Below are 12,680 nucleotides of genomic sequence, written 5' to 3'. Positions count from 1 at the left end.
GAGCGGCCGGGGCGGTGAAGCCCCGGCCGCTCGTCACGATCAGCCGATCGAGTACTCGGTGACGACCTTCTCCTTGTACGCCTTCGCGACGTCGTCGAGAGCGGTCTTGGCGTCCTTCTTGCCGGCCAGGAAGTCCGCGTAGCCGACCTTCAGCGGGTCGAACAGCTCGCCGCCCTCGGGGATCCACGGACGCTCGTGCGCGGTCTTGGTGACCGGCTCGAACGCGGCCACGACCTCGTTGGCCTTGACGTCGGCGTTCTGGTAGGCCGACTTGCGGGTCGGCAGCAGGCCCAGTTCCTTGGCGATGGTCGCCTGCGACTCGACCGAGGCCATGCACTGGATGAACTTGACGGACGACTGCTTCGCCTTGGTGCCCTGGCGGATCACGTAGTCGTGGCCACCGACGGGCGCGCTGCCCTTGCCCGCGGACGGGCCGGGCACCGGCGCGATGCCGAGGTTCGCCTTGTCGGTGAACGCGGCGCCCTTGAGGTAGTCGGCGACGGCCCACGGACCGTTGATGACCATGGCGGCCTCACCGCTGGTGAACGCGGCCTGCATGTTCGAGTAGGAGTTCGTCGCGTCGAGCGCCGTGGTGGCGGCCTTGGCGTCGAGCAGGCCCTTCGCGGTCTCCAGCGCCTTCACGTTCTGCGCGGAGTTCACGACGATCTTCTTGGCGGACGCGTCGACCAGGTCGCCGCCCTCGCCGTAGATGAACGGCAGCGCGTAGTACGCGTCGTTGTTGAGGAAGAAGGACTTCTCGCCGCCCAGCTTCGAGGCGGCGGCCTTGAGCTCGTCCCACGTCTTCGGCGGCTCGACACCGGCGTCGGCGAGCTTCTTCTTGTTGTACAGCAACGCGAGCGAGTCGGTCACCTGCGGCACCGCGTAGGTCTTGCCCTCGTACTTCGTGGAGCCCAGCGCGGCCTCCAGGAAGTCGGAGGTGTCCTTCGCGAGGTCGGTGTCGGACAGGTCGGCGACGTAGCTCAGCTTCGCGAGCTGCGGCACCCACGCGACCTCGGACCGGAAGACGTCGGGGCCCTGACCACCCTGGGCGGCGGTCTTGTAGTTGTTGAGCGCGCCGTCGAAGGCCTGCGTCTCGACCTTGACCTTGTAGCCGTCCTTGGTGGCACAGCCTTCCGCGATCTTCTTGAAGACCGGGCTCTCGTTGGGACCGCTGGTGTCCCAGAAGGTCACCTCGCCCGAGTCGGATCCGCTGTTGCTGCTCGATCCACCGCTTCCGCAGGCGGTGAGCACGAGGGCGACACCCGTCGCCATGGCGGTCACGAGGGTTGTCCGTCGCATCGTTGCTGCCGTTCCCTCCAGCTGGGGCCTCATCTCCGAGTGAGACGAGGGTCTTGCAAGGTTTTGCGAGAATGTTGCGGGCGATTTCACTACCCGAACCATGGTCAGGTCAAGATGTGAACCGTAACCAAGCCGTAACGGCCCTGTCTTGCAAACCCGCGTTGCAAAATTTTTCTTAACACGGCAGGCTTGCGCCAAACCTGATCTGAGCTGGGAGGCAACGTGTCCGGACTGTCCGAGATCGCGAGGGCAGCCGGGGTGTCCATCTCGACCGTGAGCCGTGTTCTCAACAGGCGCGCAGGTGTGAACGAGGAGACCCGCCAGCGGGTGCTGTCGGTCCTCGCGGAGATGCCGTACACCCCGCGCGGCCTCGGTGCGTTGCAACGCACCGGCGTGATCGGCCTCCTCGTGCCTGAGCTCTCGAACCCGGTCTTCCCCGCGTTCGCCGAGGCGCTGGAGACGCGGGCCGCGCGCCTGGGCTACTCGTCGCTGCTGTGCAACACCCGCAGCGGCGCCCCGATGGGTGAGGAGGAGTACGTCCGGATGCTCCTGGCCCGCGGGGTCGAGGGCATGGTGTTCGTGTCGCCGGAGATCACCAACGTCGAGGTGCCGCTGGGCCAGGCGCCACGCCCGAGCTACTACGCGAAGCTCCTGGCGGACGGCGTCCACATGGTCTTCCTGAACGGCGCCACGCCCGCGCTGGACGTGCCCGACGTGACGGTCGACGAGCAGCTCGCGGGTTACATGGCGACCCGGCACCTGATCGAGCTCGGGCACCAGCGGATCGGGTTCGTGTCGGGTCCCGCGCGCTCGTTGCCGTCCCGGCTGAAGCGCGCCGGCTGGGCCGCGGCGCTCGAGGAGGACCACCTGCCGGCGGGATCGGAGTACGTGTCGCACGCGCCGTTCAGCGCGGAGGGCGGCGGTCAGGCCGTGGCGCGGCTGCTCGACACGGTGAGCCCGACGGCGGTGATCTGCTCCTCCGACCACATGGCGCTCGGCGTCATGCGCGAGGCACACCAAAGGGGGATCTCGATACCCGAGGAGCTGTCGGTCGTGGGGTTCGACGACATTCCATTGGCTGCCTATTCGTCGCCCGCTTTGACCACGCTCGCGCAGCCGATCGAGGAGATGGCCGCGGCCGCGATCGACGAGCTCGTGCTGCGCCTCGACCCGGATCGCCGCAGGCAGAGCACCGACAACTACACCCGCGTCTTCCGGCCGCGGCTCGTCGTGAGGGAATCGTCTGCGCCTCCGAAACGAGATGACCGATTGCCCTAATTGGTCTGGACCAACTTCTGAACAAGGCAGATGGGCCAACCAGCGCGGATGCGTCATTTGAGGGACGCAGGTCACCCTGACTTCACGTATTGGTTCTGAACCGTTACGGTCCTTTCATGGCGCGGTCGATGCATGTGCGACGTCCGGCGACGCTGGCCTCTCTGGCCGCTGAGCTGGGCGTTTCCCGGACAACGGTGTCCAACGCGTACAACCGTCCCGACCAGCTCTCTCCCGAGCTGCGTCGGCGGGTGTTGGACACGGCCCGAAGGCTGGGTTATCCCGGCCCGGATCCTGTGGCGCGCTCGTTGCGCACGCGCAAGGCCGGGGCGGTGGGCCTGTTGCTCACCGAGAACCTCTCCTACGCGTTCCGCGACCCGGCCGCGATCGGCTTCCTCGAAGGTCTCGCGCTGGCGTGCGAGGACGCCGGCACCGGCCTGCTGCTGGTGCCCGCGAACCCCGAACGCGAGGACGTCGCGTCGGTCCACCGCGCCGGCGTCGACGGCTTCGTCGTCTACTCGGTGCCGGACGACGACCCGCACCTCGCCGCCGTGCTGGAACGCCCGGTGCCCACCGTCGTCTGCGACCAGCCGGACCTCGGCACCGTGGACCGCGTCGGCATCGACGACCGCGGCGCGATGTACGACCTCGCCAGGCACCTGATCGGTCTGGGCCACCGCCGCATCGGCGTCGTGTGCATGCGCCTCGCGCGTGACCGCAACGACGGCTTCGTGACGCCTGACCGCCAGCACGCCGCCCACTTCCACGTGCAGCGCAACCGCCTGTCCGGCCTGGCCGAGGCGTTCAGCGAGGCCGGCGTCGACTGGTCGCAGGTGCCCGTCGTCGAGCGCTTCGACCACAACATGGCGTCCGGCGCGTCCGGCGCGGCCCAGGTCCTCGACCGCGACCCCCAGGTCACCGCCCTGATCTGCACCTCGGACGTCCTCGCGCTGGGCGCGATGACCGAGGCGGGCCGCCGGGGTCTGCGCGTGCCGCACGACATCACCGTCACCGGCTTCGACGGCATCCGCGGTGGCGAGGAGGCCGGGCTCACGACGGTCCGCCAGCCGGTGCTGGAGAAGGGCCGGGCGGCGGGCAAGCTGCTGCTCGACACGAACGAGCGCTCGCGGCCGCGGTCGGTGAACCTCGCGACCGAGCTGATCATCGGCAAGACCTCGGGGCCGCCGCGCGGTGGTGCCGAGGAGCGCTGGTTCGGGCCGTGACAGTGCTGTGACCGTCGGCCTTTGCCCCGTCTTTCGACGGTCAGACGGGTGCATCGCGACGCCGGCCCCGCGTCCTCGTACTGGTTGTACGGGGGCGCGGGGCCGGTGTCGTGAGGTGCCCTGCTGAGCGCCGGAAGACGCGGTGAAGGCCGACGGTCACAGCACTTAGCGCTCGAGCCTGAAGACGGTGGGTGAGCTGGCCTTCCCGGCCAGCTTCGCCACCAGCAGGTAGTCGCCGGGCCCGACGCGCGTGTGGGCCCCGCACCCCGGCTTCGAGGTGGAACCCGCCCACTTCGTGCCGTAGTTGAAGGTCTCCTTCGGCTGCATCACGCGGGTCTCCGAGCCCACCGCCGAGAGGCAGTGGTTGCTCGACCACAGCACCGTCGCGCCGTCCGCCGTCAGCACCGTGAGCTCGCGGTGCTGGCGCCCGATGTCCCTGATGCACGGCGCCGGTCCGGTGTTGACCACGTCCATGGACAGTTCCGGCTGGTCACCGACGGTGTAGATGGGCTTGTTCGCCTTCGCCACGACCCCGATCACGTCGTCCGGGCAGGGCTGCGGCGGCCCGGGAGGCGGGGGCGGCGTGGTCTCCGTCGGAGAGGGCGGCGGGGTCGTCGACGAGGACGACGCGGCCGCGGGGCTCTCGGACATGCTCGGCGGCGGGTTCGAGGCCGACGCGGCGGCGTTCGTGGGCTGCGCGGTCTCGGCGTCGGAGCCGAACATCCCGACGATCCAGATCACGAGCAGGAGTGTGACCAGCCCGGCCCCGATCGCGGCGAGACGGCGGCGCCAGTACACCGTGGACGACAACGGACCTGTGGGCTCGATCACGGCCCGAACGTAACTCGACCAGGTCTGATCCAGCGGGAGGCGAGCATCGCTCGATCCGGTGAACGTGATATTGAGCGGAAACCCCTTGTGAACGTGCGCTAGCTCCGGTTCCAATCGACGCGGGGTCCGCCGGTAGGCCATGGAGGTGTGTCACATGACCGCGATCGACGAACTGCTCAAGCGGAACTACGAGCTCGGGAACGTGGTTCCCGGAGACCGTTCGTCCGCGAAGCCGTCCCTGCAGGTGGCGATTCTGACCTGCATGGACTCGCGCATCCGGGTGTTCGAGATCTTCGGCTTGAAGCAGGGTGAGGCGCACGTGCTGCGCAACGCGGGTGGTGTCGTCACCGACGACGCGATCCGATCGCTCGCACTGAGCCAGCGCAAGCTCGGCACGCGCGAGGTCCTGCTCGTGCACCACACGAACTGCGGCCTGGAGATGGTCACCGAGGACGACTTCAAGGACGAGCTGGAGGCCGACACCGGTCTGCGCCCGACCTGGGCCGTCGAGGCGTTCAAGGTCGTCGAGCAGAGCGTGCGCGGGTCGATGGCGCGCCTTCGCCACAGCGCGTTCATCCCGCACACCGACAAGATCCGCGGGTTCGTCTACGACGTGCACACCGGTGAGCTGCGCGAGGTCGACGCCGCCGAGACCGCCGCCGCCTGAAGTTCGCCGCCTGAAGGCTCGTTGCCTGAAGGCTCGTTGTGAAGGGCCCCCTTCGGGGGGCCTTTTCGTTGCGCGACAATGGCAGGCGATGAATCACGAGTTGCTGCTGGGCTGGTGGGACACCGCGGCCCGAGACCTGCCGTGGCGCCGTCCCGACTGCACCGCCTGGGGTGTGCTGATCAGCGAGATCATGCTGCAGCAGACGCCGGTCTCCCGCGTCGAACCGATCTGGCACGAATGGCTGGCGCGCTGGCCCGTGCCCTCCGCGATGGCGGCCTCCTCGCAGGGCGAGGTCCTGCGGATGTGGGGCAAGCTCGGCTACCCGCGACGCGCCATGCGGCTGCACGAGGCCGCGACCGCCATCGCCCGCGACCACGGCGACGTGGTGCCGTCGGACATCGAGACGCTCGAGTCGCTGCCCGGCATCGGCAGCTACACGGCTCGTGCGGTGGCCACGTTCGCGTACGGGCAGAAGTGCGCCGTCGTCGACACGAACGTCCGGCGTGTGGTTGCGCGCGCAGTGCATGGGGCCGGTGACGCCGGGCCGCCGTCGACCAAGCGCGATCTCCGTGACGTCGAGGCGATCCTGCCCGACGATCAGGAGGACGCCGCGGTGTTCTCGGCGGCGTTGATGGAACTCGGCGCGTTGATCTGCACGGCGAAGAACCAGAAGTGCGCCGACTGCCCGTTGTTCGCCGAGTGTGCGTGGCAGTTGGCAGGGCGGCCTGCCTACGCGGGGCCGGAGAAGAAGGTGCAGAAGTTCGCCGGCACCGACCGTCAGGTGCGAGGCCGGCTGCTGGACGTGTTGCGGGGCGCGCCGGGACCGGTGCCCAAGATCCAGCTCGACATCGTCTGGAGCGACGCGACGCAGCGCGAGAAGTGCCTGGTGTCCTTGTTGAGCGATGGACTTGTTGAACAATCCCACGACGGCCTCTTCCACCTGCCCGGTGAAGGGATCGTTCAACAATCCCACGACGGCCTCGTCCATCTGTCAGGTGAGGGGATCGTTCAACAATCCAACAAGGGGACAAGCTGATGCACGCTCTGGTCGCCTTCTTCGACCCCGACGCCGAACGTAGAATCATCGGATTGTTGAACGATCTAGGTGTTGAACAATCCCACGCGCCCCACCTGACCTACGCCGCCGCGAGCGTCATCGGTCCCAAGGTCCGCAAGGAACTGCGCGAGGACCTCGAACGGCTGTGGATGCCGGACCTGTGGCTGCACACCCTCGGCACGTTCTCCACCACCGACAACGTGCTGATGCTCGGCGCGGTGGTCGACAACGAGTTGCTCGCGGTCCACTCCGCCATCCACGACGTCCTCGCGAGCAAGGTCAAGAACCCCAGCGCCTACTACCTGCCGGGCAACTGGGTCCCTCACTGCACCCTCGTCCAGGGCCTCGACGACGAGCAGACGAAGGCCGCGTTCGCGAAGGTGTTCCCGGTCGAGCCGATCCGCGCGAAGGTCCGCGAGGTGTCGATCGTCGACACTCAGACCGGCGAGGTCGACGTGCTCAAGAAGGCCTCCACAGCACCCCGGTAGATCCACGGCGCGCTGTCGTGCACGACGTGCCCGGCCTCCTCGACGTAGAGGTACCGGCCGCGGGATCGCCGTGCCGCCTCCTCCATCTGCCCTGATAGCTGGCCGCCCCGGCCCGCCTCGATCACCAGCGACGGGCACTCGACGGCGTCGATGAAGTCCCAGTAGGCCCGCGTGCCCCAGTGGCCGGCGATCTCGTACAGGTCGTCCATCTCTGCGATCAGGTGCCAGCCGTCCTCGCGTTCCTCGAAGTACTCGGCGAACAGCGGCGCGCCGAAGTACGACGTCACGTGCCCGAGCGACTGGAAGGGCACCGGCCAGGCGTCGAAGAGCCACTTCCACTCGTCGATCGTCCTGCCCCTGTTGTCCGGGGCGAAGTCCTCGACCACAATCGCGCTGACCAGGTCCGGTCGGGATGCCGCGAGACACCACGCGTGCAGCCCGCCCATGGAGTGCCCGATCACCACGGCGGGCCCGAGGTCCAGTTCCTCGATCACCGCGGCGGCGTCGGCGACGAAGTCCTCGGTGCGGAACGGTCCCCGCCGCGGGTTGCGGCCGTGCCCGCGCTGGTCGAAGCCGACCAGGCGCCCGAACGGCCTGAGCCACTGCGCGACCGGCCACCAGGCGGTGGCCCTGCTCATCAGACCGTGCAGCAGCAGTACGCCTTGACCCGTTCCGCCGAACTCCACCACCGACACAGGGATGATTAACGCATGAAGGCCCGCCCGTACCTGATCGCCCTGGTGTTGATCGTGCTCGTCGCAGGTCTGCTCGTGGTGTTCAGAACGCCGGGCGGCGACCCCGCGCAGCAGGCGCGCCAGGAGACGTCACCGCAGGCCGCGGTGGAGGCAGGGGCGGGCGCGGGCGACGCGTACTACCCGACGGACGGCAACAGCGGCTACGACGTCACGCTCTACGACCTCGCGATCACCTACGACCCGGGGTCGAAGAGGCTCGACGGCGTCGCGACCGTCACCGCGACCGCGTCCCAGGACCTCTCGCGCTTCAACCTCGACCTCGAGGGCTTGAAGGTCAGCGAGGTGAAGGTCGGCGGGCAGCCCTCGAAGTTCGTGCAGGAGGGCGACCACGAGCTGGTGATCACGCCGGCCGCGCCGCTCGCGAAGAGCAAGCCGTTCACCACCGTCGTCACCTACGGCGGCGAGCCCACGACGATCAACGACGCCTCGCTGGGCCGCAGCGGCTGGCAGATCTCGTCCACGGGCGGAGCGTTCGCCGCAGGTCAGCCGCACTCCGCGACGACGTGGTTCCCGGCCAACGACACCCCGCGCGACAAGGCGGCGCTGAAGGTCGCGGCCCGCGTGCCGGACGGCTGGACGGTGATCTCGAACGGCCTCGAGGGCCCCGCGACCCGCGACGGCGGCTGGACGACGTTCACCTGGTCGGAGGAGACGCCGCTGGCGACGTACCTGGCCACCGTGGCGATCGACAAGTTCGAGGTCGTGCGCTCGAAGCTGCCCGACGGCACGCCGGTCGTCGACGCCTACGCGCCCGGCACGTCCGCCTCCAAGAAGCCGATCCAGTCGCAGGGGCCGGAGGTCCTCGCGTACCTGGCGACGAAGTTCGGCCCGTACCCGCAGCGCGCGGCGGGCAGCATCTGGGTCGCGGACCAGATCGGGTTCTCGCTGGAGACCCAGACCCGTCCCATCTACGCCGCCTGGGCCGACCTGGAGACGGTCGTGCACGAGAACGCCCACCAGTGGTTCGGCGACTCGGTGTCGATCGAGAACTGGGCGGACATCTGCCTGAACGAGTGCCTCGCGTCCTACGCGCAGTGGCTGTGGCTGGAGAAGGAGGGCACGGACCTCGACCAGCGCTATCGCGCCCAGGTCGAACAGCGGCGCGACCGGGCGGCGTTCTGGGCGCCGAAGCTCTACGACATGGGCAAGGGCAACGAGTTCCGTGGCGTCTACGACAAGGGCCTGCTGGGCATGCACGCGCTGCGCAAGCAGGTCGGTGACGACGTGTTCTTCAAGGCGCTGCAGTCGTGGCTGGTGAAGCACCGCGACGGCAACGCCTCGTGGCCGGAGTTCGAGGAGCACTTCAAGGCCGCGTCCGGGCAGCAGCTGGACGGGTTCTTCGCGGCGTGGTTCCGCAAGTCGGGCATTCCGGAAGATCAGTACCTGCTGCCTGCCGGTGTGCGCCGCTAGGGTGGTCGTCATGGCAGTCGTGAAGATCAACGCGATCAAGGTCCCCGAGGGCAGCGGCCCCGAGCTGGAGAAGCGGTTCGCCGCCCGCCTGGGCGCGGTCGACAACCAGCCCGGCTTCCTCGGCTTCGAGCTCCTGCGCCCCGTCGCGGGCGAGGACCGCTACTTCGTCGTCACGCACTGGGAGACCGACGAGGCCTTCACCGCGTGGCGCGACGGCGAGGCCGGTGCGGCCGCTCACTCGGGCGAGCGCGCACGGCCCGTGTCGACCGGTGCCGACCTGCTGGAGTTCGAGGTCGTGCTGGGGAGCAAGCCCAAGCAGTGATCGAGGAGGCCTACGACAGAGCCGCCGAGCTGATCGCCGGCGCGGACGCCGTGCTCGTCTGCGCCGGTGCCGGCATGGGGGTCGACTCGGGTCTTCCCGACTTCCGCGGCACCGAGGGCTTCTGGCGGGCGTACCCGCCCTACGAGCGGCTCGGGCTGAAGTTCGAGGAGATCGCCGACCCGGTGCACTTCGCCGACGATCCCGCGCTGGCGTGGGGTTTCTACGGCCATCGGCTCGGCCTGTACCGCGCGACCGTGCCGCACGAGGGTTTCACCGTGCTGCGGTCGTGGGGTGCGCGCGTTTTCACGTCCAATGTGGACGGGCAGTTCCAGAAGGCGGGCTTCGCGGACGTCGCCGAGGTCCACGGGTCGATCCACCACGCCCAGTGCGTGGAGCCGTGCACGGACGAGATCTGGGAGTGCTCGTTCGACGTCGCGGTCGACCCGGTGACGATGCGGGCGACCGGCGAACTGCCGTCGTGCCCGTCGTGCGGCGGGCTGGCGCGGCCCAACATCCTGATGTTCGGCGACTGGGGCTGGGTGCCGCACCGCAGCCAGCGTCAGCTCGACGAGCTGACGGCGTGGCGCAGGAACCAGCGCAGGCTCGTCGTGGTCGAGATCGGTGCCGGCACAGCCGTGCCGACCGTGCGGCGTCAGGCCGAGCTGGCCAGCGCTGCCAACGGCGCGCTGATCCGGATCAACGTCCGCGAGCCGGAGGTCCGGCACGGCCGCGGGGTGTCGCTGCCGGTCGGAGCGCTGGAAGCACTCACAGCCTTGGCACGACGAACTGCGTGACGACGGCCCGGTGGTCGCTGCCGGGCACGTCGAACACGTCGACCGTGTCCACCAGGAGCTTCGAGTCCACCAGCACGTGGTCGATGGTGACCGGCGGCGGCCAGAACCCGCTGGCGCTCGGCCAGGTGTGGATCAGCCCCTTGCCGACCTGGTCGGCCGCGTCCACGTAGCCCTTGTTCAGCAGCCGCGTGAGGCCGACGTGGTCGAGCGTGGCGTTGAAGTCGCCGGCGAGCACCCTGATCGCGCCGGTCGAGTCGGGCGCGGGCAGTCCGGCGAGCTCACGCTGCCACGCCTCGGGTCCCGCGGTGACGACCGGCGGCAACGGGTGCACCGAGACGACCTCGATGTCCTTGCCCGGCAGGTCGACGAGCGCCCCTGCCTGCTGCAACGTGCTCGGCGGCGTCAGGTTCCGCCGTGAGAGCGGGAACCGGGAGGCGAGGCCGCTGCCCGACCCGCCCGGTTCGTCGAGGAAGACCCGGTTGGGCAGCACCTGGCGCAGACCCGCGCGGTCGAGGTCGCCCACCATCTGCGGCGTCAGCTCCTGCAACGCCAGGACGTCGATGTTGCGCTTCCTGACCTCCCGCACGATGAACTCCGCGTCCGCGATGCCGGTGAGCAGGTTCGCCGTCATCAGCCTGACCTGCTGCCCCACCCCGTTCGGCCGTGCGTCGGGAAACGCCCGCGGCGCCAGGTTCGCGACCAGCACGACCCCCACCACGGTCATCGTCAGCCCGATGACCCACCGCTTGCGGAACAACGCGAACAATCCGATGAGCAGGCCAACGACGGTGATGTACGGGGTCAGCGACGTCGCGGCGATCATGTACCGCGTGCCGTCGATGCCGAGCAGCCTGACCAGCGCCGCCGTGACGAACGCCATCGCGCACACGACCAGCAGGAACGTGGCGAAACCGCTTCGGGGCGGCTTCACCTCGGTGGTGACCACGTCGTGCAGTGTGCCCGAGCGCGCGTCGGTCTCCGGTGTGCTCACACCCGAAAGGACGGTCCGCGCCCCCGTCCCGTTGCCCGCCGGAAATTGTCAGACCCCTCCGCCATGCTGAATCCAACCAACCGAGAGGGGGCCCGATGGGAGCCAAGGACTGGATGCTCTTCTACGCATCCGACGACGTCAGCAAGGTCCTGCGCGCAGCACCGAAGATCGACCGCGAGGCCACGGCCGCCTTCGTGGAACGCCTCTACCCGTCACACGACATCCGCCCGATCGAGGACGGCAACCTCCACTACGGCAACCCGCCGGAGGGCACCGTCTACGCGGGCGTGTTCCCAGGCCTGTCGATCATCTGCACGTGGGAGGCCGCCGGCGACTCCTACACCGACCTGCCGGACCACTTCGTCAGCGAGGCCGCCGGCCGCACCCTGTACCTGCACGCCATGCACAGCGTCGTCGACTTCTTCTCGTACGCCATCTGGGAGCCGGACGGCACACTGCGCCGCGCGTACAGCCTCTCCCCGGACAGCGGCGTGATCGCCGACGTAGGCACTCCCCTGCCGTTCGAGGAGAAGTACCGGGCGGGCGACCCGGAGTTCCTCGAAAGCCTCGACGAGGACGACGAGTACCCGTTCCGCTTCCACCCGCTCGACCTGGCCGAGGCCGCCCTGCGCGAGCTGTTCGGCTTCAACTACGAAGGCGCGTACGAGGACGACGACCCGGAGCTGGAGGACGTCGTCCTCGCGGGCTACTCCGTGACGCCCCGCTGACTCAGGCCGCCGCCGGGTGCCTCGGCCGCATGTCGGGCATCCGGTCGAGCAACCCGACGATCGTGTCGACGATCGGCACCACGACCTCCTCCTCGACCGGCCCCCGCATCGTGCAGTAGACGACCCCGTCCTCGAACGTGAGCGACAGGAACATCGCGACGAGTGGGGGCAGCACTTCCAGGCGTGCGAGCAGCCAGTCCAGCGCCTCCGGGTTGAACGCCCTGGCTGTGCTGGAGAGATCGCTGCCGAACACGGCGAACTCGCGGTCGACCCCGACCGGCAGCCTCAACGGCAACCACTCGCCGTCGCTTCTGACCACCGTCAGAGGCCGGGCGCTCAACCAGGCGCCGAGGTGTTCCGGACCGACCTGCCTACCGCGGAAGTCGATGTGCTGACGGCGCGTGAGCCGCATGGGGGCGAGCCGGGCGGTGGCCACCTCGAACCGGTGCTCGATCAGCCTGCCCACGCCCCTCGAGTTCTGCTGCCTCATCGACGCCTGCGACACCCTCACGCGCCAAGGCCCGCGTGGGAAGTCCAACGCCAGGTCGGACCTGGGCACCGACCGTTGCAGCATCTTGTCGACGAATCCACTGACGTGGTTCGACAACGGTCCCCTGACCTTCGCCGACCACGCGGTCGCCTGGTCAGCACCCACCACCACACCGCCGAGCTCAGCAGCCAGAGGTGCCAGCGAGAGGGCTTGGTCGGCGTCTGCCTTGCGGTTGCGGCGGATCTGCCACCAACGCCGCACTGCCACGGCACTGAGCGCGAACGCCACCACGCCGATGCTGGGCAGCAACTGCCTCAAGAGCTCCATCAGAGGTCCCGGTCACCTTCGAT

The 12,680-nt window shown here is 69.0% G+C and carries 14 protein-coding genes; 9 read left to right on the top strand and 5 right to left on the bottom strand.

Translation table 11 applies throughout. From position 1 onward, the window contains the following. Positions 1-39: 39 nt before the first annotated feature. Positions 40-1,299 carry an extracellular solute-binding protein gene (locus LX88_RS07190; RefSeq protein ID WP_258946981.1) on the bottom strand — a complete coding sequence of 420 codons (1,260 nt, stop codon included), beginning with the start codon at positions 1,297-1,299 and terminating at the stop codon, positions 40-42. Positions 1,300-1,521: 222 nt separating this feature from the next. Between LX88_RS07190 and LX88_RS07185 the strand changes: the two genes are divergently transcribed. Both LX88_RS07185 and LX88_RS07180 read left to right on the top strand, forming a co-directional pair. Further along, positions 1,522-2,577: a LacI family DNA-binding transcriptional regulator gene (locus LX88_RS07185; RefSeq protein ID WP_090069960.1), complete on the top strand. Its 1,056-nt coding sequence runs from the start codon at positions 1,522-1,524 to the stop codon at positions 2,575-2,577. 116 nt (positions 2,578-2,693) lie between these two features. After that, complete coding sequence (locus tag LX88_RS07180; protein ID WP_090069958.1) at positions 2,694-3,797, top strand: LacI family DNA-binding transcriptional regulator; 1,104 nt, start codon at positions 2,694-2,696, stop codon at positions 3,795-3,797. A 165-nt stretch (positions 3,798-3,962) separates the two neighbouring features. On the opposite strand, the gene LX88_RS07175 is transcribed toward LX88_RS07180, so the two are convergent. Continuing rightward, complete coding sequence (locus LX88_RS07175) at positions 3,963-4,628, bottom strand: hypothetical protein (protein ID WP_258946980.1); 666 nt, start codon at positions 4,626-4,628, stop codon at positions 3,963-3,965. Positions 4,629-4,782: 154 nt separating this feature from the next. Between LX88_RS07175 and LX88_RS07170 the strand changes: the two genes are divergently transcribed. The 3 genes from LX88_RS07170 (at position 4,783) to LX88_RS07160 (ending at position 6,840) form a co-directional block, all read left to right on the top strand. Next, positions 4,783-5,295: a beta-class carbonic anhydrase gene (locus LX88_RS07170; RefSeq protein WP_090069953.1), complete on the top strand. Its 513-nt coding sequence runs from the start codon at positions 4,783-4,785 to the stop codon at positions 5,293-5,295. Positions 5,296-5,383: 88 nt separating this feature from the next. Next, a complete protein-coding gene (locus LX88_RS07165) occupies positions 5,384-6,331 on the top strand; it encodes an HhH-GPD family protein (protein ID WP_307789541.1) in 948 nt (315 codons plus the stop codon). A 53-nt stretch (positions 6,332-6,384) separates the two neighbouring features. Further along, on the top strand, positions 6,385-6,840 hold the full coding sequence (locus tag LX88_RS07160) for a 2'-5' RNA ligase family protein (protein ID WP_258946979.1): 456 nt from the start codon (positions 6,385-6,387) through the stop codon (positions 6,838-6,840). Here the strand turns inward: LX88_RS07160 and LX88_RS07155 are convergent. Next, on the bottom strand, positions 6,789-7,535 hold the full coding sequence (locus LX88_RS07155) for an alpha/beta fold hydrolase (protein ID WP_258946978.1): 747 nt from the start codon (positions 7,533-7,535) through the stop codon (positions 6,789-6,791). The genes LX88_RS07160 and LX88_RS07155 overlap by 52 nt on opposite strands. Before the next feature lie 15 nt (positions 7,536-7,550). On the opposite strand from LX88_RS07155, the gene LX88_RS07150 reads away from it, so the two are divergent. From LX88_RS07150 to LX88_RS07140, 3 genes are read left to right on the top strand one after another with little or no spacing between them, the layout of a single operon-like run. Continuing rightward, a complete protein-coding gene (locus LX88_RS07150; protein WP_258946977.1) occupies positions 7,551-9,005 on the top strand; it encodes a M1 family metallopeptidase in 1,455 nt (484 codons plus the stop codon). 10 nt (positions 9,006-9,015) lie between these two features. Then, positions 9,016-9,327, top strand: coding sequence for an antibiotic biosynthesis monooxygenase family protein (locus tag LX88_RS07145; RefSeq protein WP_258946976.1), 312 nt, complete (start codon positions 9,016-9,018; stop codon positions 9,325-9,327). After that, entirely contained in the window at positions 9,327-10,121 is a 795-nt protein-coding gene (locus LX88_RS07140; protein WP_258947631.1) for an SIR2 family NAD-dependent protein deacylase, read from the top strand. The genes LX88_RS07145 and LX88_RS07140 overlap by 1 nt, the downstream gene beginning before the upstream one ends. Here the strand turns inward: LX88_RS07140 and LX88_RS07135 are convergent. Next, the gene (locus tag LX88_RS07135) at positions 10,093-11,112 is read right to left on the bottom strand and encodes an endonuclease/exonuclease/phosphatase family protein (protein WP_258946975.1); all 1,020 of its coding nucleotides are present in this window, start codon (positions 11,110-11,112) and stop codon (positions 10,093-10,095) included. The two genes, LX88_RS07140 and LX88_RS07135, sit on opposite strands and share 29 nt — an antisense overlap. A 95-nt stretch (positions 11,113-11,207) precedes the next feature. On the opposite strand from LX88_RS07135, the gene LX88_RS07130 reads away from it, so the two are divergent. Continuing rightward, positions 11,208-11,840 (top strand): DUF6928 family protein, encoded by a 633-nt coding sequence (locus tag LX88_RS07130; RefSeq protein ID WP_258946974.1) that lies wholly within the window; start codon positions 11,208-11,210, stop codon positions 11,838-11,840. A gap of 1 nt (position 11,841) precedes the next feature. Here the strand turns inward: LX88_RS07130 and LX88_RS07125 are convergent, their stop codons facing one another. After that, the gene (locus LX88_RS07125; RefSeq protein ID WP_258946973.1) at positions 11,842-12,657 is read right to left on the bottom strand and encodes a hypothetical protein; all 816 of its coding nucleotides are present in this window, start codon (positions 12,655-12,657) and stop codon (positions 11,842-11,844) included. Positions 12,658-12,680: the final 23 nt, after the last annotated feature.

The organism is Lentzea californiensis, assembly GCF_024648825.1.
GTDB classification, from domain to species: Bacteria; Actinomycetota; Actinomycetes; order Mycobacteriales; family Pseudonocardiaceae; genus Lentzea; species Lentzea californiensis.
This window is presented reverse-complemented; position numbering and strand designations above follow the sequence as displayed.